This is a genomic window from Phytopseudomonas seleniipraecipitans (assembly GCF_900102335.1).
In the GTDB taxonomy this organism is placed as follows: domain Bacteria; phylum Pseudomonadota; class Gammaproteobacteria; order Pseudomonadales; family Pseudomonadaceae; genus Aquipseudomonas; species Aquipseudomonas seleniipraecipitans.
The window spans coordinates 1-20,859 of record NZ_FNBM01000012.1 but is presented as its reverse complement, the minus strand read 5'-3'; the positions used below and the strand labels follow the sequence as shown (position 1 = coordinate 20,859).

Annotated in this window: 18 protein-coding genes; 3 read left to right on the top strand and 15 right to left on the bottom strand. The window is 63.0% G+C overall.

The genetic code is table 11. The annotated features are described in order from the left end of the window. Positions 1 to 28: 28 nt before the first annotated feature. The 14 genes from dctP to BLS60_RS20175 form a co-directional block, all read right to left on the bottom strand. A complete protein-coding gene (gene dctP / locus BLS60_RS20245) occupies positions 29 to 1,081 on the bottom strand; it encodes a TRAP transporter substrate-binding protein DctP (RefSeq protein ID WP_092371758.1) in 1,053 nt (350 codons plus the stop codon). A gap of 140 nt (positions 1,082 to 1,221) precedes the next feature. Next, positions 1,222 to 2,169 carry a dihydrodipicolinate synthase family protein gene (locus BLS60_RS20240; protein ID WP_070882355.1) on the bottom strand — a complete coding sequence of 316 codons (948 nt, stop codon included), beginning with the start codon at positions 2,167 to 2,169 and terminating at the stop codon, positions 1,222 to 1,224. A 314-nt stretch (positions 2,170 to 2,483) separates the two neighbouring features. Beyond that, positions 2,484 to 3,521 (bottom strand): trans-3-hydroxy-L-proline dehydratase, encoded by a 1,038-nt coding sequence (locus tag BLS60_RS20235; protein ID WP_092371756.1) that lies wholly within the window; start codon positions 3,519 to 3,521, stop codon positions 2,484 to 2,486. 124 nt (positions 3,522 to 3,645) lie between these two features. Further along, the gene (locus BLS60_RS20230) at positions 3,646 to 4,368 is read right to left on the bottom strand and encodes an amino acid ABC transporter ATP-binding protein (protein WP_092371754.1); all 723 of its coding nucleotides are present in this window, start codon (positions 4,366 to 4,368) and stop codon (positions 3,646 to 3,648) included. Further along, positions 4,361 to 5,011, bottom strand: coding sequence for an amino acid ABC transporter permease (locus BLS60_RS20225; RefSeq protein WP_092371752.1), 651 nt, complete (start codon positions 5,009 to 5,011; stop codon positions 4,361 to 4,363). Before BLS60_RS20225 ends, BLS60_RS20230 begins: the two co-directional genes overlap by 8 nt. A gap of 13 nt (positions 5,012 to 5,024) precedes the next feature. Beyond that, entirely contained in the window at positions 5,025 to 5,690 is a 666-nt protein-coding gene (locus BLS60_RS20220) for an amino acid ABC transporter permease (RefSeq protein ID WP_092371750.1), read from the bottom strand. Next, positions 5,683 to 7,494, bottom strand: coding sequence for a cis-3-hydroxy-L-proline dehydratase (gene lhpI, locus BLS60_RS20215; RefSeq protein ID WP_092371748.1), 1,812 nt, complete (start codon positions 7,492 to 7,494; stop codon positions 5,683 to 5,685). Before lhpI ends, BLS60_RS20220 begins: the two co-directional genes overlap by 8 nt. A 96-nt stretch (positions 7,495 to 7,590) precedes the next feature. After that, positions 7,591 to 8,409 carry an ABC transporter substrate-binding protein gene (locus tag BLS60_RS20210; protein WP_070882349.1) on the bottom strand — a complete coding sequence of 273 codons (819 nt, stop codon included), beginning with the start codon at positions 8,407 to 8,409 and terminating at the stop codon, positions 7,591 to 7,593. 221 nt (positions 8,410 to 8,630) lie between these two features. Next, positions 8,631 to 9,380 (bottom strand): AraC family transcriptional regulator, encoded by a 750-nt coding sequence (locus tag BLS60_RS20205; RefSeq protein ID WP_070882348.1) that lies wholly within the window; start codon positions 9,378 to 9,380, stop codon positions 8,631 to 8,633. Between the two features lie 666 nt (positions 9,381 to 10,046). Continuing rightward, entirely contained in the window at positions 10,047 to 11,309 is a 1,263-nt protein-coding gene (locus tag BLS60_RS20200) for an NAD(P)/FAD-dependent oxidoreductase (RefSeq protein ID WP_092371744.1), read from the bottom strand. Then, positions 11,306 to 11,542, bottom strand: a complete 237-nt coding sequence (locus BLS60_RS20195; RefSeq protein ID WP_092371742.1) for a (2Fe-2S)-binding protein — start codon at positions 11,540 to 11,542, stop codon at positions 11,306 to 11,308. The genes BLS60_RS20200 and BLS60_RS20195 overlap by 4 nt, the downstream gene beginning before the upstream one ends. Continuing rightward, complete coding sequence (locus BLS60_RS20190; RefSeq protein WP_092371740.1) at positions 11,535 to 12,659, bottom strand: NAD(P)/FAD-dependent oxidoreductase; 1,125 nt, start codon at positions 12,657 to 12,659, stop codon at positions 11,535 to 11,537. Before BLS60_RS20190 ends, BLS60_RS20195 begins: the two co-directional genes overlap by 8 nt. Continuing rightward, the gene (locus BLS60_RS21690) at positions 12,656 to 13,729 is read right to left on the bottom strand and encodes a proline racemase family protein (RefSeq protein ID WP_244153447.1); all 1,074 of its coding nucleotides are present in this window, start codon (positions 13,727 to 13,729) and stop codon (positions 12,656 to 12,658) included. Before BLS60_RS21690 ends, BLS60_RS20190 begins: the two co-directional genes overlap by 4 nt. Positions 13,730 to 13,980: 251 nt before the next feature. Beyond that, positions 13,981 to 14,880: a LysR family transcriptional regulator gene (locus tag BLS60_RS20175; protein ID WP_092371737.1), complete on the bottom strand. Its 900-nt coding sequence runs from the start codon at positions 14,878 to 14,880 to the stop codon at positions 13,981 to 13,983. A gap of 156 nt (positions 14,881 to 15,036) precedes the next feature. On the opposite strand from BLS60_RS20175, the gene BLS60_RS20170 reads away from it, so the two are divergent. Together BLS60_RS20170 and BLS60_RS20165 are read left to right on the top strand one after the other, a co-directional pair. Then, positions 15,037 to 16,218, top strand: coding sequence for an acyl-CoA dehydrogenase (locus BLS60_RS20170; protein ID WP_092371734.1), 1,182 nt, complete (start codon positions 15,037 to 15,039; stop codon positions 16,216 to 16,218). Between the two features lie 76 nt (positions 16,219 to 16,294). Next, positions 16,295 to 17,518: a CaiB/BaiF CoA transferase family protein gene (locus BLS60_RS20165; protein WP_092371731.1), complete on the top strand. Its 1,224-nt coding sequence runs from the start codon at positions 16,295 to 16,297 to the stop codon at positions 17,516 to 17,518. Between the two features lie 46 nt (positions 17,519 to 17,564). Here the strand turns inward: BLS60_RS20165 and hmpA are convergent, their stop codons facing one another. Further along, entirely contained in the window at positions 17,565 to 18,746 is a 1,182-nt protein-coding gene (hmpA, locus tag BLS60_RS20160) for an NO-inducible flavohemoprotein (protein ID WP_092371728.1), read from the bottom strand. Between the two features lie 156 nt (positions 18,747 to 18,902). Between hmpA and norR the strand changes: the two genes are divergently transcribed. After that, positions 18,903 to 20,465: a nitric oxide reductase transcriptional regulator NorR gene (gene norR, locus BLS60_RS20155; protein ID WP_092371725.1), complete on the top strand. Its 1,563-nt coding sequence runs from the start codon at positions 18,903 to 18,905 to the stop codon at positions 20,463 to 20,465. Positions 20,466 to 20,859: the final 394 nt, after the last annotated feature.

The following is a 20,859-nucleotide window of genomic DNA, read 5'->3' as shown; positions in this document are numbered from 1 at the left end:
GCCACCTGAGGGTGGCCGGCCCAGTCGATTAATGTCTGTAGAGATAGGAGGAGTTGTTCGACCAGCGCTGCATGTAGTCGCTGTAGTCCTTGAAGATCGCCTTGGCATCGATGTCATCGGCCTTGCGAGCTTCCAGTTTGTCGGCAATCAGTTGGTTGCCACGCTGAGCCAGGTCATCGGTGATGCTCTTGTCCAGCTCGATGATCTCGATACCCGCCTTGCGGTAGGTCTCCATGGCTTTCATGTCACTGTCGAGGAAGTGGAAGTAGCTCTGCAGGGTGGTGAGCTTGGCGGCTTCTTCCAGCTTGGCCCGGGTTTTTTCGTCGATGGCGTTCCAGTTCTCCTCGGTCATGAAGAACTCCCAGACGAATGACGGTTGGTGCACGCCGGGGATCAGCAGGTACGGCGCCACCTCATGGAAGCCCTCGGTCAGGTTGGCGCCTGGCGTTGCCCACTCAACGGCGTCCACGCCTTTGCGCTGCAGCAGTGTGTAGATTTCGCCCGGCGGCACAACGGTCGGTGAGGCGCCGACCTGCTGGATGACCTCGGCCCAGGCGCCAGCGGTACGGAATTTCAGCCCTTTGAAGTCCTCCAGCTTTTCGATCTTCTTATTGGAGTGGGCGAGCACTTCGGTGCTGCCGACGCCGACCACCAGGCTATGCAGGCCCATCTTCTTGCGGCGGTATTCCTGCAAGTATTTCAGACCGTTGCCTTCGTACAGCCAGGCGAGGGTTTCTTCACCGGACATGCCGCCTGGATAGCCGGCGAATACGTTGTTCAGCGGATCCTGATTGATCAGGTAAGTCGGCGTGGAGTGGCCTGCCTTGAGCACCCCGTTCTGTACCGATTCGTAAACCTGGAATGGCGGCACGATGACGCCCGCGCCAATCGGGCGAATCTTCACCTCGCCATCGGTGAGCAGGGCGGCGTTGCTGGCGAAGCGTTTGAGGAAGTTATCGAAGAAGAAGCTGCCTTCCGGTACTGAGGTCGGCACCGAGTAGGTGTAGCTGGCCGCCTGGGTGGTGGCGCAGCAAAGCGCCAGGCCGAGAGCGGCAAAAAGCTGAGTGGTCTTGTTGATCATCCTGTTCTCCTTGGTCTTTATGTATTTGCCAGGTGCGCGGCTTGCGCAGTTGTCAGGCAAGGCAGGTGAGGCCAAAGAAGCGGGAGGGGTGGCCTCCCGCATCCATGCAGCGGTAATGGCTGTTACAGGCCGAAGGGCGATCAGACGGCGCTCTGCTGCGCCGACCAGTTGGCGTACCACTGGCGGAACAGCGTGTACTGCGTCTCGGCGTAGTTACGCTGGGCCTCGCTGAGGGCATCGGTTTCGTAGAAGTGCAGGGCGTATTCCTGGTCGCCGCCCAGCACCATCAGGTGCTTGTAGTAGAGGACCAGGTCGGTGCCTTCGTCGAAGGACGACAGCACGTTCAGCGCCTCGGACAGCTCAAGGGCGCGGCGGCGGGCAACGGCGTCGCCTTTGGCGGCTTTCTTGCTCAGTTCGACCAGCTGCAGCACTTCGCGCGGCAGGGCGTTGCCAATACCGGTGATGGCACCCGTCGCACCGCAATTGACGAAGCCGTGTACCACCTGGGTATCGACGCCAGCCATGAGGATGACGTCTTTGTCCTGCGACGTGATGTGCTCGGCGGCGTAGCGCATGTCCGCAGCGCCACCGAACTCCTTGAAGCCGATCAGGTTGGCGTACTTGCGACGCAGCTTGAAGAACAGCTCGGCGCGGGTGGCGAAGCCGTAATACGGGCTGTTGTAGATCACTGCCGGAAGCGTCGGCGCCGCTTCGAGGATGGCAGCGAAGTGCGCTTCCTGGGCGGCCGGCGACGCGCCACGGGACAAGACGCGCGGGATGACCATCAGGCCGTGGGCGCCAACCTTGGCAGCGTGGGCCGCGTGGGACACCGCTTCGCGGCTGTTCACCGCCCCGGTGCCGACAATGGTCGGAATCCCGGCAGCCACCAGGCGCGCTACGCCTTCCTGGCGCTCGGCTTCGGTCAGGAGTGGCCAGTCACCCATGGAGCCGCAGTAAACCACCGCGCTCATGCCGATCTGGATCAGCTCTTTGCCCTTGCGTACCAGGGCGTCGAAGTCCGGCTTGCGGTCGGCTGTGCATGGGGTCATCAGGGCGGGGATGGTGCCGGTGAAGATGTTGCTGCTCATGGTGTTGCCTCCTAGACAGAGTAAAAGTATTTCGTATACGAAAGCGGAAGGCCGTAGCAGGCCGTCTGTTTTCCGTTGTTGGGCGTTATGCCCGGGTCAGGTCGCCGGCGAACCGGCGGATTTCAAACTTTCAGGCCGTAGGGTGGATGACGCTTCACCTACGCGGCTCGACCCATCCACCGCTCTGCAATCTTTACGGTGGATGAAAAAAGCGTCGGCTACGCGCCCCGATCCACCCTACGTATGGCCGCTACTGCTTTGCAGCCTCTCAATCGACGTGCTTTTTGCTAGTCGACGAGATCATGAAGTGCCTATTAAAGCTTCAGCTCCACCGGCCAGGTATCCGACAGGCGATAGCCCGTTGGCCAAGGGTCGCTCGGGTCGAGCAGGTGCTGGTGAGTGCCGGTTATCCACGCCCGGCCGGATAGGCAGGGGTAGATTGCCGGGCGGCCGGCTACATCGGTCAGTGAGTCGATGCGGCAGTGGAATTCGGAACCGATGATCGAGCGGCCGATGAAGCGCTCGCCCACCGCCAGCTGACCTTTGGCATGCAGCACCGCCATGCGTGCCGAACAGCCGGTGCCGCAGGGCGAGCGGTCGATCTTGCCGGGACGGATCACCACTGCGTTGGCGCCGGTGGCGATGCCGTTCTCGTGCACCACCGGGGCAGCAATCTGGCAAAAGGAGATGTGGCTCCAGTCCGGATTCAACGGATGCTGAAAACCCAGCTGCTCGTTGGCGGCCTGGGTGATGCGCAGCCCCACGGCGACCAGGTCGGCGGCTTCATCGGCCTCAATGGCGAAGCCCAGGTGGCGCGCATCGGCGATGACGAAGCTGTCGCCACCGTAGGCGGTATCGACCTGCAGCGAACCGAGACCTTCGACCTCGATCCAGGCGTCGAGCTGGTCGGCGAACGACGGTACGTTCTTCACCTCGACCCGCTCGGCTTTGCCATCACGACAGTCGGCGATCACTTCCACCAGGCCGCCGGGTGCTTCCAGGGTCAGGAAGGTCTGCGGTTCTGTCATCGGCAGGATGCCGCTGTCGAGCAGCACGGTGGCCACGCACAGCGAGTTGGAGCCGGACATTGGCGGCACATCGGCCGGCTCCATGATGATCCAGCCCATCTGCGCCTTGGGGTTCTTGGCCGGCACCAGCAGGTTGACGTGACGGAACACGCCGCCGCGCGGCTCGTTGAGCACGAAATTACGCAGGAAGTCGTCCTGTTCGATCCAGCGCGACTGTTGCCACAGCGTCTCGCCAGGTGGTGGCGCGACGCCGCCGACGATGACGTCGCCGACTTCGCCTTCGGCATGGCAACTGACCACATGAATGACTTTGCTGGAGCGCACGGCGCAGCCCTCTTCGTGACTTGAAGGCCGTAGGATGGATGGAACCCATCGACAATTGATGGGTTTCACCTGCGCGGCCCGACCCATCCTACGGCTCGTTTGTTGTGCGGCAGTGAAGTCGCTTTCAATGAACCGATTTGAGGAAGTCGGCGGTTTCCGGCTTCTGCGGATTGCCGAGCACTTGTTCGGGCGCGCCGATCTCGTGCACCAGGCCGTTGCGGAAGAACGCCACACGGTCGGACACGTCACGGGCGAAGCGAATCTCGTGGGTCACCAGCACCATGGTCATGCCGTCTTCGGCGAGCATGCGCATGGTGTCGAGCACTTCGCCGACCAGCTGCGGGTCGAGGGCGCTGGTGGCCTCGTCGAACAACATGTAGTCAGGGCTCATGGCCAGTGCGCGGGCGATCGCCATGCGCTGCTGCTGGCCGCCGGAGAGCTTGCCCGGGAACACCTTGAGCTTGTCGGCCAGGCCCACGTGGGTGAGCTGCTGCACGGCGATGGCCTCGGCTTCCTGCTTGCTCAGGCCGAGCACTTTGCGCGGCGCCAGCATGACGTTTTCCAGCACGGTGAGGTGCGGGAAGGCGTTCCACTGCTGGAACACGATGCCGATCTTCTGGCGCAGTTTGTTGATGTCGGTGCCCGGTGCGTGCACTTCGGTGCCGTCAACGCGGATGCTGCCGCTCTTGATCGATTCCAGGCCGTTGATGCACATCAGCAGGGTCGATTTGCCGGAGCCCGAGCCGCCGATGATCGACACCACTTCGCCCTTGTTCACGGTCAGGCTGACGCCCTTGATCACATCGAGGCTGCCAAAGGATTTGTGTACGTTGTCGATCTCAATCATTTTCCTGCCACCTTTTTTCCAGCCGTGCGCCCAGTTGGGCGACCACCAGGCTCATGACGTAGTAGATGAGGCCGGCGATGCACAGCACCAGCAGCGGCTCTTGAATGCGCGTGACGATGGTTTGCGAGGCGCGCAGCAGCTCGACGATGCCGATCCACATCACCAGCGCGGTGTCTTTCATGACGCTGAGCACCAGGTTCAGCCAGCCGGGAAAGGCCACCCGGGTGGCCATCGGCAGGACGATGTAGCGCAGGTCCTGCAGGTAGCTCAGGCCCAGGGAGCGGCTGGCGCGGCGCAGGGTAAAGGGCACCGACAGCACACCGGCCCGCACGATCTCGGTGAAATACGCGGCGGCGTAGATGCCCAGCACGATGCAGCCCACCGCAAAGGCGCTGATGTCGATGCCGGCGATGCTCTTGAACGAGTTGAACAGCACGAACTGGATGAGCAGTGGCACGCTGCGAAACACGTCGAGTACCCAGGCCAGCGGTAGTGTGGCGCGCGGCAGCAGGGCACGCAGCAGGCCGAACAGCAGGCCGGCGAAGGAGCCCAGCAGGATGGCCCAGAAGGTCAACTGCAGGGTGACCCAGGCGCCGTCGAGCAGGTAGAGGAAATCGTTCCAGGTGAAGCTGGTATCGAACATGGTCTGTGCTTCCTCAGTAACGGAACAGGCGCCAGGCCAGCAGCCGGGCTACCGCTACGATCGCCTTGGCGATCAGGTAATACAGCACCGCCGCGATGGCGAAGAACTCGAAGGTGCGGAAGGTTTTGACGTTGTAGTCCTGGGTGACGCCGGTGAGGTCGTTGTTGAGGCCGACGATCACCCCCAGCGAGGTCATCAGCACGGCCCAGACCATCTGGTTGGTCAGCGGGTAGAAGACGATGCGCAGCAGCTGCGGCACGACGATCATCCGGTAGGCCTGGAAGGCGCTCATGCCCAGCGAACGCGCGGCGCGCACCTGGGTGTCGGGCACCGCCTTGAGGCCACCGCGAAAGTTCTCTGCCAGGTAGCCAGCGTTGTTGAAGGTGATGCCGGCCAGCAGCGCGACCCAGGAGCTGACGTGCCAACCCATCGAGCCCAGGCCGAAGTACAGGATGTAGATCTGGAACAGCGACGGCGTGTTTCGCGCGATCGATACCCAGCCGTTGGCGAAGCCGCGGGCCACTGGGTTCTTCAGCTCACGCATGACCGTCAGGGCGAGGGCGATGAGCACGCCGAAGATCATCGACAGGGCAGCCGTCTCGAAGGTCACCCAGGCGCCGGCGAGCATGTCGGGCAATGCCTTGAATGCCTGGCGCCAATGGAAGGTGTAGTCAAACATGCGTGGGGTTCTCCACCGGGGAAGCGGGTTGCAGCCAGTGCGGCAGGCGGCCGCTGGCCTGGCCGGAGCAGGCGGCGTCGACGCACTCGGCCAGACTGGCGAAGTGCACCGAACGGCCGACCAGCCCTGGCGCGTAGTGGGCGTATTTGCCCGAATTGGTCATCAGGGTGCGGCAACCCGTCGGCACCACCGGCTCGCCGAGCATGCACCAGCAGGTATCGGTCACCAGCGTCGCGCCGAAAGCTTCCAGCACGGCGATATGACCGGCCGCGCGGGCCTGTTCGAGAATCGCCCGGCCGCAGGTGACCACCAGGCTGACGTCAGGGTGCTTGCTGAGCCCGCGGCACAGTGTGGCGAGGCGGGCAAATTCACTGAGCGAGAAATGCGGATTGCCGAGAGCGATCAGACCCACCTCGGCTTCCTCAGCGCTGTTCAGTTCATCCCAGCTACGGTGCAGATCGACGAGAGTGACCCGCTCGGTTGGCGTCGGCTGGCCGCTGTGGATAACGTTCTGTGGGTCCTTGGCTTCCGGCGTCACCCCGGCGATATGGAACAGCGGTGCTGCCGAGCTGGTGGCGAAGGCCGCGCCAAAGGCCTTGAGATCGTCCAGGCTCGGCTGCGCCTTCTCCAGGCCGCGGATCAGCGGAATGCGACTGCCGCACAACAGGCCGACGTGGTAGCCGAGCACCGGGTAGAAGGCATCGTCCAGTTCGACGAGCTTTGGCAGCTCGATCTGCAGGCTGGCCATGCGGTGTTCGTCCTGGTGGCAGCCGACGTTGGGCGCCCGACCGGTGAGGGCGATGCAGATATCCAGGTAGTCGGGGTACTTCAGGGTCCGTGCCCCGAGCACGCTGTTGGCGTAGACCACCGCGTTGGACTCGGCCCAGACGATCTGCTCGCCTTCAGCAGGCGCGCTATCGAGCAGGTAGGGGGCACAGGTGAAGCTGAGCTGCGCACCCATGGCCATGTAGGCATCGCCGAGTGCGCTGGCCGGCTCGCCGAAGGTGGCGTCGATGCCTAGAGCGCGCCAGCGGCGCTGGTCCACGGATATCGAGTTGAGCGTGGTCGGCACCCGTACGCTGGCGCCCCAGGCCACCAGTTGCTCGGCAAAACGCAGGCTGGCCGGGCCGGTGTAGATGCAGCCATCAATATGCGCCTGGGTAACGTCCAGCAATTCGCTGGCGCCCTGCAGCTCGGCCATGCGCAACACCAACTGCATGGCCACTTGCGCAGCCTTGCCGTGGCGGCCGTCGAGCAGTGCACGGTCGCTTTCGCTCAGTTGCAGGGCGCTGGCGAACAGCGGCTGCTGATGTATTGAAGCCACACCTGTTGGCCGGGCATCGGCGGGGGACTGTGGATAAAGCTGCAGCCGATCACCGTCCAGCCGGGCGTAAGCCTGGCCACGCAAGTGGGTGAAGGCTTCATGGCCGATGCACAGCACAGCGATGGAGCGCTGGAACAGCAGCTCGGCCACCAGCACACCAAGGGTGAGGATCTCGTCGGCCTCGGCCAGCACCAGGGCGCTGGGCGCGTACTCGCCGCTGAGCAGCTCCATCATCACGCTGCTGCCGGTGCAGGAGCCGCGACCGCTGGGAATCGCCAGTACGCGGCCCGCCAGATTCTGGCCACTGAGCGGGTGATGCCGGTCGATCACCTCGCCCGTGAACGGGTCGACGCCGCCCCAGAAACTCAGGCCCATCTCGGCGAACAGCAACTCACCCTCGGCGCGGCCGGCGACCAGGCTGCGGCCCTGGAGCGCGCACGCTTCAGGGGCGGGCGAGGTGTGATCCGCGACTGCTGTCATCAAGGGCTCCGCCGTGGGCAAAAGCTCGGCGCCACCGGGGCACGCGAGCGAAAAGGGGTGGAATGCGCCGCCAGTGACGGCGCAGTGGTGCGTTGATCAGTAGTACACGCCCGGCACAGTCAGGTTGGCCGGTTTGATCTCGTCACCTACCCACTTCTTCCACAGTTCTTCATAGCGGCCGTTGCGCACCTGCTGGTTGACGAACAGGTTGAGGTAGTTGATCAGGCCGTACTCGTCGCGCTTGGCTGCGAGAGACACGTAATCGACGACGTAGGGCGCATCACCGACCACTTTCAAGCCCTTGTACTTGCCAGACTTGAGGGTGGCGGCAGCTACGGTGTTAGTCACCACGGTGGCGGCGATGTGGCCCTGTGCGACGGCGAGGATGGTGTCGTTCTGCGACTGATAGGCGCGGAAGCTGCCGCCGCCCCAGGCCTTCACGTCTTTCTCCAGAGCAATGGCTTCGTAGGTACCACTGGTGTTACCCACTGCCTTGCCTTTGAGATCCTCGTAGCTGTTGACGCCGGCATCGTCGCGGGTCAGCACGACCATCTGGAAGGCGAAGTAGGGCACGGTCAGGCCTACGGTCTTGGCGCGTTCCAGGGTGTCGGAGGTGGAGGCGACGATCACGTCGGCACGCCCCGAAACCAGCGCGGGAATACGATCCGGGAAGGGTGTTTCAACCACTTCTGCTTCGACGCCGAGGACCTTGGCGAGATCGTTGCAGTAATCGACGTCAAAGCCGATTGGCTGGTTCTTGTCGTCACGCGAACCCATCGGTGGGAAGTCCAGGGTTACGGCGCAGCGCAGCTTGCCGGATTCGATGATCGAATCGAGTTTGTCGGCGTGGGCGGTGCCAATCAGGGTGGTACTGAGTACTGCGCTGAGGGCTACGGCAAAAGCGGGATTTTTCATAGGGGCCTCGAAAGTGTGCAGACAATAGTTATAGGAAATTTCGTATACGATATTTCATATGCAATGGCTGTGCCTGTTTCGGTGCTTATGCGTGTATGGCCTGTGGGGCGCGGGTTGAGCTGCAACGGGGGAGGAAGCCAGCGGTCTGGGCCGTAGGCCGGATGTTACAGATAGGAGCAGTGTCATCTCGCCAGCGCCCCGTTTCGGAACACTAGCAGGTATCAGCCGTTATGCGAGTCGCGGAACTGGCTGGGCGTAAGGCCGGTAAGCGCACGGAACTGGCGGCTGAAGGCGCTGTGGTCGGTATACCCGCAACGCAGGGCGATTTCGGTGATGGGCAGGTCCTGCTGCAGCAGGCGGCTGGCCTCGCCGAGGCGTGCCTTGTGGATCATCTGTCGTGGCGTGAGCTGAAAGATGCGTTTGCAGTGGCGCTCCAGCTGCGCCACCGACAGGCCCGCCAACTCGGTGAGTTCGGCGAGGCTGATCGGCCGGGCGAAGTGCTCGCGAATATGGGCGTCTACCGCTGCCAGCTTCGGATAAGCCGGATGGCTGGATTGCGGCAGCTGTACATCGCGGGAGATTCCGGCCAGGCCGATGATCTCGCCCGCCGGGTTGCGCAGCGCCAGTTTGCTGGTCAGGCACCACACGGGCTGGTTGCCGTAATAGAGGTGCAGCTCCAGCTGCTCGGCGAGCGCGTTGCCGTCTTTGAGGACACGCCGGTCCTGCGCCGTATAGGACGGGCCGAATCGGGCCGGGAACACCTGTTCGGCGATCATCCCCAGCAGTTGACCTTTGCTCTTGTAGCCCAGCCGCTGCGCCAATGTCTGGTTGACCAGGGCGTAGCGGGTCTGCATGTCCTTGATGAAAAACACCACGTCAGGCATCGCATCGAGCAATGGCTCGATCTGTTGCAGGGCGCTGATCAAGGTCGGCAGGTCAGCATGTGGCGTTGCGGTGAAGAGGCTGTGCATGGGGCGATCGCAGCATGATCCGGAAGCGCAAAGCGTAGCGGTGTGGGCGATTGAAGAACAGGCGTAGCGTGCGAAGCTGTGCCTCAGGCGTCGTATGGCAGCCCAGTAGCGGCGGTATTGGTTTCAAGTCGGGAAAAAACAGCTTGGCTGAATGCCAGAAAGCACAAGGGGGAGCCGAAGCTCCCCCTAAATTTTGTTCGAATCATCGTTCTTATTAGTGCTACCGGCCTTTTGTTCTTGTTTTAGCCGAGGCTCCCAAAGGAAGCCAAGAGCGAACGGATTTGTTTGGACGCTGATGTTGCCGTGATCCTGAGATCCAACCCGTCTGTCGCTGCCTTACAAAGCAGTTTTATTGTTCTCGACCCGGTTGCGGTACAAGCCCGAGGGCGGTCCTCTCCAAAGAAATCAGTTAGCTGCGTCTCTGCGATTTTGTCTTTCTTATGCTAGAGCCGTTGTCTTGTTCTTGTTATGGGGTGTGTCTTGTTATTTTTGTTGTGCGAAACATAGAGCATATCCTGTGCCACTTTTGGAATATCGTTATTTTTCAATGCTTTATTGTTTTTAGGCTTTTTCTATGGCGCCTCTCTCCGTGTAAAGCGTTACCGCGCTACCCCGAATTGTTACCGTTTGGTTGAGGCTGAAACACATTGTTGAAGCGCCACTGCGTCAATGTCCGCTCTGCGTCGAGCCTTTCAGCTGCATGAGCGTGTCGATGCGCGTCGGCCCGAACGGCGGGCGTGGCGTCGCAGGCTGCCAGTCGAACAGGTATTGGGTCGCCGCCCCGCATATCCGGCCCTGGCAAGCGCCCATGCCGCAGCGAGTTGCCAGCTTGGCTTCACGCCAGTTGGTGTGAGCGGCTACCGCCGCGTACGGCACGTCCTCGCAGCGGCATAGGAGGGTGTCGGGCTCGGCCAGATGTTTGAGAGCCGGATCGAGGACGAAGTGCTTATTCAGCGCGTCGGCGAATCGCTGCCAGCGCCTGCGACCGGGCCATAGACGCTGTGCCGCCTGGCGGTTGCCGGCCGCGACATGCCCAGCGATGCATCCTTCGACGAGTGCCAGTTCGCTACCGCCGAAACCGGTGCATTCGCCAGCGGCGTAGATGCCGCTTACAGAGGTTGCCTGCCAGGCATCCACCTGGACGGCGTTGTTACCCAGCGCACAGCCGAGCGCCTGCGCAAGTTGCACGTTGGCAATCAAGCCGAAACCACAGGCCAGGCGGTCGCATTCCAGCTCTTCAACGCTATTGCCGCGCTGCAGGCGCACGCCTTCCAGGCGATCCGTGCCGAGCGCGGCGATGATCCGCGTGCCGCTGCGATAGCGCGGATCGAACAGGCTGAACGACTGCAGCAGCTTGTGCGGCCAACGTGGCAGTTGCAGGGCGAAGGCCGCGACAGCGCCCAGCGCGGCCTGCTCGGCGATACGCACCACCTGCGCGCCGTTGTGCTTCGCGGTGCCAGCGCTGGCCAGCAGCAACGGGCCGCTGCCAGCAACCACGATGCGCTCACCGGCCACCGGCAGCCCGCCCTTGATCAGCGCCTGCAAGCCGCCGGCGCCGGTCACACCGGGCAAGGTCCAGCCTGGAAACGGCAGTAACAGCTCACGCGCACCGGTGCACAGGATCAGCGCACGGTAACTGATCAGCCAGCCGCGCTCGGCATCTTCAACCAGCAGTGCGCTGGCGCCGGCACGCGCCACCACGCGAGTGCCGGCGTGACGCTGGATACTGGCGTGGTTGTCCACCGCATCGCGCAGTTGGCGGGCTTGCGCAGGGATCTTGGCCTGCACGCCGTCACGCCAGATCTGCCCACCGGGCAGCGGGTTGTCGTCGAGCAGCACCACGTGCGCGCCATCGTTGGCGGCGGCCAGTGCGGCCGACAGGCCGGCCGGGCCCGCGCCGATGATCAGTACATCAGCCGGTGCGCTCATGGCCGCGTCTCCACCTGCATGCCGTCGCGGCACAGAGTCTGGCAGGCCAGGCGGCGCAGGCCGTCGATGGTCACCCGGCATTCCTGGCAAATGCCCATGCCGCACAGCGGCGCCCGGCGCTGGCCGCTGACCGAGGTGCGCGCGCTGCCGTCGCTGCCCAGCGCCAACGCTGCGGCGACCGTAGTGCCGAGCGCTACGCTGAGCGGGCGGCCGTCGAGGTGCAGGTCAGGCATGCGCGGGTTCTCCACTGTGGCCCAGGTAACGTCGCGGCGAATAAGCCGCCGCAGGTAGTGGCACGGCCTCGTTGAACAGCAACGCAGCCAGTAAATCGGCGGTGCCCGGCGCCGCGGTGACACCCAAACCTTCATGGCCGACCGCCAGCCACAGACCGGGCTGCGCAGGGTGTTCGCCAATCAGCGGCATGCCATCCGGCGTGGCGGCGCGAAAGCCTGCCCACGCGCGGATGCCGTTGAGTTGCCCCAGGCCCGGCGCGTAGCTCGCGGCATGCTTGAGCATGCGGGCCAGCAGCCAGCCGTCGACTTCGGGATCCAGATTATCGAATTGCCGCGAGGTGCCGATGAACAGCTGGCCGGTCGGGCGCGGCTGGATGTTGCAGGCTACTGAGGCGCCGCTGGTGTTGTGCACGCTGGTCAGGTAGCTCAGCTCGGTGATGGTGTGAGTGACCGGATGTGGGTAACGGTCGGTGATCAGCAAATGACCTTTTTTCGGCGCAATGGGCAGCTCTGGGCACAGGTCTACCGCCTGGATGCCATTGGCGAGCACCACGGCGTCGGCGCTCAGCCACTCGCCATCGTCGAGGCGTACGCGGTTGCCGTCCAGCTCGGTGACGCGCGCGCGGCGCTGGGTGACGCGCGCGTCGTCGAGCATCCAGCGCGCGGTATTGGGTGCGTAGAGAATGCCGTCGTCCGGCAGGCGCAGGGCACCGTGCAGACCGTCACGCAGAATCGGCTCCATCCCCTGCAAGGCGTGGCCAGGCACCATCTCGCAGCGTATTCCCTCGGCACGCAGGTTCACGCTCTTGGCTTCCGCCGCCGCCAGTTCCTGCTCGTTGGCGGCCAGCCACAGGGTGCCGTTGTTGCGGTAGGCGCAGTCGTCCGGCAGTTGCGGCCCCAGCTCGCGCCAGCGGCGCACCGAGTAGCGGCTGATGTCGAGTTCGGCCTGGTTGTCGTCGAGCACTAGCAGGTGGCCCATGCCGGCAGCGGTCGCGCCATGCAGGCCGGCATCGATCACCAGCACCTGCTGGCCACGGCGGGCCAGCTCGCGGGCGCAGGCTGCGCCGATGATGCCGGCGCCGATGACGATCACATCCGCCACCCGCGTTGGGTTCATGGGCGGATGCCCCAGGCGAACGGGTCGTCCTGCTCGAGCAGCAGGGTGGCCTCGGCGCTGATGTTGGCGCGCCCGCGGATGGTGGGGATCACCTTGTCGCCCTGCCATTCGAAGGAGCCTTCGAACAGGCTGCCGATCACGCTGGCCTGGCGCCAGATTTCGCCGGGTTGCAGTTTGCCATCGGCAGCCAGGCAGGCCAGCTTGGCGCTGGTGCCGGTGCCACAGGGCGAGCGGTCGTAGGCCTTGCCAGGACACAGCACGAAGTTCCGGCTGTCGGCTCGCAGCGAAGCTGCTGCGCTCGATGATGCTGCGTTGGGAGCTGGCGAAAAATGCTCGTTTACAGCCAGTAAACTGCGCTTTTTCGCCAGCTCCCGCCTTGCCTCCTCTTCGCTCGCGACGCTTGGCTGCGAGCCTTCGGCTTGTTCATCTTCTGCAAACAGCTCGATATGATCGATCAGGCCGCCGTCCTCGCCACGAATGCCCTGATCTTCCAGCGCCTTCTGTACGGCGTAGGTATAGGCCGTGAGGGCCTCGACGTTGTCGCCGGCGATGCGTTGGCCGTGATCGGCGATCAGAAAGAACCAGTTACCGCCCCAGGCGATATCGCCGGCCACCATGCCATGCCCCGGCACGTGCAGTTCGACGGCCTGACGGTAGCGGTAGGACGGCACATTGCGCACGCTTACCGAGCGGTCCTCGTGGAGGGTCGCTTCGACCGTACCCACTGGCGTTTCGATCTTGTGCACCCCCGCGCCGATGCGGCCCATGTGCGCCAGCGATACCACCAGGCCAATGGTGCCGTGGCCGCACATGCCGAGGTAACCGGTGTTGTTGAAGAAGATCACCCCGGCACAGGCGCTCGGGTCGACCGGCTCGCAAAGCAGGGCGCCGACTAGCACATCGCTGCCGCGCGGCTCGAGAATGCAGGCGCTGCGCCAGTCGTCATGCTCGCTGGCCAGCAGCTGTTTGCGCTCGGCCATGCTGCCCGTGCCCAGATCAGGAAAGCCGCTGACGACCAGACGAGTCGGCTCACCGCCGGTATGGGAATCGATAACCTCGATGCGTTTCATGGGGCTGCGCCTGTCTGCCGGTTTGGATGGCTACAGCGTGACGCGAGGCGGGCGGCGCGGCTTGAAGGATTTGCGCGAGGGTGATGACGAAATCGGCACAGCGTCGAGGCCTTTCAGCACATGAGGCCAAGGTACTAATTCGCCAACCACATACAGGAGGGTTCTACGTCATATCGAACAATCGCAGCGGTGTAAAAGAGTGCCGCCCAGCTTGGCTGCTGCTTGCGTTTCCTGCAGTTATCCCTGGCAGCTCAGCCGTCAATTGCATATAGCCGCGCTTCTCGAAGTAGCCAGTCCCGGAAGGCTTTCAGCGCCGCTGACTCGACCTTGCGTTCCGGCACTGTCAGGTAATAGGCGCGGCCGTGATCCGGTACCGGGCGGTCGAGGGCGACCACCAGGCTGCCGTCGGCCAGCTCGCGCTGGATCAGGAACGGTGGAATCAGCGCCACGCCCATCTCGTGGCAGGCCGCCTGGGCGAGCATCGAGAACAGCTCCAGGCGCGGGCCGGTCATGTCGCGGCCAACATTCATCCCCTGCGCCGCAAACCACTGGCGCCAGGCGTAGGGCCGGGTGCTCTGTTGCAGCAACGGCAGTTCGGCGATGCGTTCGGCACTGGCGGGGTGGCCGCCGAGCAGGGCAGGGCTACACACGGGCATCAAGTGCTCGTGCATCAGGAAGTGCGCATCGGTACCCGACCAATCGCCGTCGCCAAAGTAGATCGCCGCGTCGAAGCCGGTGTCGGCAAACAGGAACGGCCGGGTGCGATTGGTCAGGTGTACGGTGACTTCCGGGTGCAAGCACTGAAAATCCTTTAGCCGCGGCAGCAGCCATTGGGTGGCGAACGTTGGCACCACGGCCAGCTCCAGGCTCATCGCGCCTTGGGCGCCCATCAGCGCAAGGGTGTCGCGCTCCACTGCATCGAGTTGGGCGGCGACCTTGCCGGCATACGCGGTGCCCGCTTCGGTGAGTACTACGCCACGGCGTGAGCGGCGAAACAGCTCCACGCCGAGGAATTCCTCCAGTCCGGCGATTTGCCGGCAAATGGCGCCCTGGGTCAGCGCCAATTCATCGGCAGCGCGGGTGAAGCTCTGGTGGCGGGCCGAGGCCTCGAAGGCGATCAGTGCCGCCGTGGAGGGGATTCTACGGCGCATGTGCGGACGCCTCACTAATGATGGCTCTAATAAGGCCATCAACTTATCCCGGAGTGAGCTTTGTGCACAACTGCGTGCGAATTACTCGTTTGTCGATCGGCCTGTCGCTGCCTAGGCTAAGCCCGAATAGAACCATTCACGCTCGAGGAATGCGCGATGGCCGCCAAGGCAAGCTTCAACTGGATCGACCCGCTGCTACTGGACCAGCAACTCACCGAAGAGGAACGCATGGTGCGCGACAGCGCCGAGCAGTTCGCCGCTGACAAGTTGGCACCTCGGGTTCTTGAGGCGTTCCGCCATGAAAAGACCGATCCCGCGATCTTCCGCGAGATGGGCGAAACCGGCCTGCTCGGCGCGACGATCCCCGAGGCCTACGGCGGCAGCGGTCTCAATTATGTGTGTTACGGCCTGATCGCCCGTGAAGTGGAGCGCATCGATTCCGGCTATCGCTCGATGATGAGCGTGCAGTCGTCATTGGTGATGGTGCCGATTTTCGAGTTCGGCAATGAAGCCACCAAACAGAAATACCTGCCCAAGCTGGCCTCCGGTGAATACATCGGCTGCTTCGGCCTCACCGAGCCCAACCATGGCTCGGACCCCGGCGCGATGATCACCCGGGCGAAGAAGGTCGACGGCGGCTATCGCCTGAGTGGCAGCAAGATGTGGATAACCAATTCGCCCATCGCGGATGTCTTCGTGGTCTGGGCCAAGGATGACGCTGGTGAGATTCGCGGCTTCGTGCTGGAAAAGGGCTGGGAAGGTCTGTCCGCCCCGGCGATCCACGGCAAGGTCGGGCTGCGTGCCTCGATCACCGGCGAGGTGGTCATGGACAACGTGTTCTGTCCCGAAGAAAACGCCTTCCCGGATGTGCGCGGTCTGCGCGGCCCGTTCACCTGCCTGAACTCTGCCCGCTACGGCATCAGCTGGGGCGCGCTGGGCGCAGCCGAGGCGTGTTGGCACACCGCACGTCAGTACACCCTGGATCGCCAACAGTTCGGCCGTCCGCTGGCCGCCAATCAGTTGATTCAGAAGAAGCTGGCCGACATGCAGACCGAAATCACCCTCGCCCTGCAAGGTTGTCTGCGCCTGGGGCGAATGAAGGATGAAGGCACGGCGGCGGTGGAAATCACCTCGATCATGAAGCGCAACAGCTGCGGCAAGGCGCTGGATGTCGCGCGCATGGCCCGCGACATGCTCGGCGGTAATGGCATCAGCGACGAGTTCGGCGTGGCGCGCCACCTGGTCAACCTGGAGGTGGTGAACACCTATGAGGGTACCCATGACGTGCACGCGCTGATTCTTGGCCGCGCGCAGACCGGCATTCAAGCGTTCTTCTGATTGTTGATCGTTCCCATGCTCGGCGTGGGAACGCCGCCTGTGACGCTCGCGTCACCGTCTCATGAGGCTGCTTTCTATGTCCGGTGCCCTGTCCCATCTCCGCGTGCTCGATTTGTCCCGCGTGCTCGCCGGCCCCTGGTGCGGGCAGAACCTTGCCGACCTTGGTGCTGAGGTAATCAAGGTCGAACGCCCGCGCGTTGGCGACGATACCCGCCACTGGGGCCCGCCCTACCTGCGTAACGACGAGGGGTGCGATACCAGCGAGGCCGCCTATTTCCTCTCGGCCAACCGCAACAAGCAATCGTTGACCCTCGACTTCACCCAGGCGGAAGGTCAGCGTCTGGTGCGCGAGTTGGCGAGCAAGTCGGACATCCTCATCGAGAACTTCAAGGTGGGTGGCCTGGCTGCCTACGGACTGGATTACGCCAGCCTGAAGGCGATCAATCCGCGATTGATCTACTGCTCCATCACCGGCTTCGGCCAGAGCGGCCCGTACGCCAAACGGGCCGGCTACGACTTCATGATCCAGGGGCTCGGCGGCCTGATGAGCCTCACCGGGCATCCTGATAGCGGGGAGGGCGGTGGCCCGGTCAAGGTCGGCGTCGCCCTGACCGATATCCTTACTGGGTTGTATGCCACGGTTGCCGTGTTGGCGGCCCTGGCGCATCGCGAGAAGACCGGCGAAGGCCAGCACATCGACATGGCACTGCTCGACGTGCAGGTCGCGTGCCTTGCCAATCAGGCGATGAATTACCTGACCACCGGTGTTTCTCCGAAGCGCCTGGGTAATGCGCACCCCAATATCGTGCCGTATCAGGCATTTCCGACTGCCGATGGCGACTTGATCCTCACGGTTGGCAACGACAGCCAGTTTCGCAAGTTCTGCGAAGTGGCCGGGCATGTGGAGTGGGGCAGCGACCCGCGTTTCTCTAGCAATGGTCAGCGCGTCGCCCATCGCGCCGAGCTGATTCCGCTGATCCGTCAGGTCACCGTGTTCCGTACCACTGCAGAATGGGTCAGCGTGCTGGAAGCCGCTGGCGTGCCGTGTGGGCCGGTCAATGATCTTGAACAGGTATTCGCCGACCCGCAGGTTATCGCCCGCGGCTTGCGGATCGACCTGCCGCACCCACTCGCTGGCAGTACGCCACAGGTAGCCAGTCCGCTGCGGCTGTCGGCCAGCCCCGTTGAATACCGCCAGGCGCCGCCGCTGTTAGGCGAGCACACCGAGCGGGTACTGAGCGACGTGCTGGGGTTGGATACCAGCCAGATCGCGGTACTGCGCAGTCAGGGCGTAATTTGATTCTTCAGGTTTGCCCCGACCATGGTCGGGGCATCCAGGGAACGATTCACGCGTCCAGTTCAGCCGCCGGGCCAAAAAACTCATAGCGGCACTGCGCTGCGGGAACGCCGATATCCTGCAGATGACGCTTCACCGTGGCCATGAAAGGTTTCGGGCCGAGAAAGTAGGCGTCCAGATCGCGCTCTGCAGGCAGCCACTCGGCCAACTGCTCACGGCTGACCATTCCCTCGGCGTGCGGTTGATCGCCATCGCGCGGCTCGCTGTAGATGAACCGGCAGCTGATCTGCGGATAATCACGGCTCTGCGCTTCGACCCACTGCTTGAAAGCGTGCACGCCGCCATGCCGTGCGTAGTGAATGAAGTGAATCGGGCGACCGCTGTCCCGCGCCGCTTCCACCATCGCCAGTGCCGGCGTAATGCCCACGCCAGCGGTGATCAATGCCAGGGGCTTGTCCGACGGGTTGAGCACGAAGTCGCCGGCCGGCGGGAACAGCTCCAGGGTGTCACCGATCTGGATGTGGTCGTGCAGGTAGTTGGAGACCTTGCCGCCCGCCTCACGTTTCACGCTGATGCGGTACTCGCGGCCATTGCCGAGCGCGGAGAGCGAGTAATTGCGGCGCTGCTCCTGGCCATCGATGACCATGCGCAGGCCAATGTACTGACCGGGTTGCTGAATCAGTACCGCACCGCCATCAACAGGCGCCAGGTGGAACGAGGTGACTTCCTCGCTCTCAACCGTTTTCGCGGTCACCTTGAAATCTCGCGAACCCCGCCAGCCGCCCTGCGCCTGTTCGTGTTCACGGTAAGCGCTTTCCTCGGCACCAATAAGGATCTCTGCCAGTTGCCCATACGCGGCGCCCCAGGCTTCGATCACTTCGTCGGTGGCGATCTCTGCGCCGAGCACTTCGCGGATGGCCCGTAGCAGGCAGTTGCCAACGATGGGGTAGTGCTCCGGCAGAATCTGCAGCGACACGTGCTTGTTGACGATGCGCCCCACCAGGGGGCCTAAGGCTTCGAGCTGATCGATGTGTCGCGCATACATCAATACGCCATTGGCCAGTGCACGCTGCTGTTCGCCGCTGGCCTGGTGAGCCTGGTTGAACAATACGCGTACCTCAGGGTATTCCTCGAGCATCATGGCGTAGAAGTGCCGGGTCAGGGCTTCGCCGCCGGTTTCCAGTAAAGGGACAGTGGCTTTGATGATGGTGCGTTGTTGGCTGGTCAGCATGGTCATGGTTCCTATCGCGAGGCATGAAAAGTTTCTGCTGTGCTCGTTACAGATACCGTGCCAACTCTGCAGGCCTCTGGAACACTGGGCTTGCCTATGCTATGAGTCCTTTTGACCTATGCTTGGTTGTGTCGATATGACTCTCTTGGTGTCTTTATGACTTCGAATCCCTTGCTGGTTGCTTTGCTCCCGCTGGTCGATGACCTGTCGCGTGACCTGCCGGAGGGCGAACGCTATCGACGACTGCTGGCCGCGCTGCGCCAGCTGTTCCCCTGTGATGCCGTCGCGCTGCTCAGGCTCGATGGTGATGTACTGGTGCCGTTATCGGTAGAAGGGCTCAGCCCCGACACCATGGGGCGACGCTTCAAGGTGAATGAGCACCCGCGCCTGCATGAGCTGCTGCAACATCGTGGGCCTACCCGCTTTGCCGCCGACTGCGAGCTGCCGGATCCCTACGACGGTTTGCTCGAAGGGCAACACGGTCATTTAGAGGTGCACGACTGTCTGGGTTGTCCGCTGTATATAAAGGAGCAACTCTGGGGGTTGTTGACCCTGGACTCGCTGCAGTCAAGCAGCTTTGGCCGTGTTGACCTTGGCATGCTGGAGGCTTTTGCCAGCCTTGCTGCTGCGACTGTCGCGGCCAGCGAGCGAATCAGCCTGCTGATGGGGCGCGTGGAGGACGAACAGCGCCGAGCCGAACTCTATAAACAGGCGGCCGACGCCTTGCGCCCGCGGGAGATGATCGGCCAGAGCCCGAGGCACAAGGCGCTGTTGCAGGAAATCGAGCTGGTCGGCGGCAGCGATCTGACCGTGCTCATCAGTGGCGAGACCGGCGTGGGTAAGGAGCTGGTTGCGGAAGCGCTGCACGCAGCGTCATCCCGGGCCACGCGGCCGATGGTCAGCATCAACTGCGCGGCGCTGCCGGATACGCTGGTCGAGAGCGAGCTGTTCGGTCACGTGCGCGGCGCCTTCTCGGGGGCGGTAAGCGAGCGGCGCGGCAAGTTCGAAGTGGCCGATGGCGCCACCCTGTTTCTCGACGAGGTGGGCGAGTTGCCGCTGGCAGTCCAGTCCAAGCTCTTGCGTGTGCTACAGAGTGGGCAGCTACAGCGGGTGGGTTCGGACCGCGAGCATCGTGTCGATGTGCGCGTATTGGCTGCCACCAACCGTGACCTGGCCGAGGAAGTGCGTGCCGGGCGCTTCCGAGCGGATCTGTATCACCGCCTTAGCGTGTATCCACTCAAAGTCCCGGCGCTGCGCGAGCGCGGTCGCGATGTGCTGCTGCTTGCTGGCTACTTCCTCGAAGACAATCGGGCGCGGTTGGGGCTACGCAGCCTGCGTCTTGCTGCTGATGCTCAGCAAACCCTGTTGCAGCATGATTGGCCGGGTAATGTCCGAGAGTTGGAACACTTGATTGGCCGCGCAGCGATCAAGGCTTTGTCAGCCAGCGCTGAGCGTCCGCAGATTCTGACCATTGATAGCGGCGCGCTGGATCTCCAGCCCTCGCCGGCTACCTATATAGAAGCAGGCTGTGCATTGGCCTCTGGTGCCGAGCTGTCATCGGCAGGCGTGGGCCTGCGCGATGCGGTGGATGATTACCAGCGACTCCTTATAAAGAAAGCATTGGCGCGCCATGCCGGCCGCTGGGCCGGGGTAGCTCGCGAGTTGGATGTGGACCGCGCCAATCTGCAGCGCCTGGCGAAACGCCTTGGTCTGAAATAGCTGTCAGCAGAGGCTGCTTATGTATAGAAGGGGCCAAAAGTCGCTTTATTACAGTTAGGTGAAATAAACGGTTGACCTAGGAATCTGGCGGCCTATAATGCGCACCACTTCCGGCGTGGCCTGATCTGAAAACTCCTTGTAAAACAAGAAGTTAGATGAAAATAAAGGTTGCACGGACGGCGAATTCGAGTAGAATGCGCCGGCATCGACAGGGTGGTTTGAGTGACTCTGTTGATGGTTCGATCAGGTTTGATCGAAGGCGGTAAAGAGGGTGTTGACAGCGGTTTGTAACGCTGTAGAATTCGCCTCCCGCTGGAGAGAAGATGATCTGGTGGGGCGCTGCAAGGTGTTGAGAAGAAAGAAAAAGTTCTTCAAAAACAGCTTGACAGGAAAT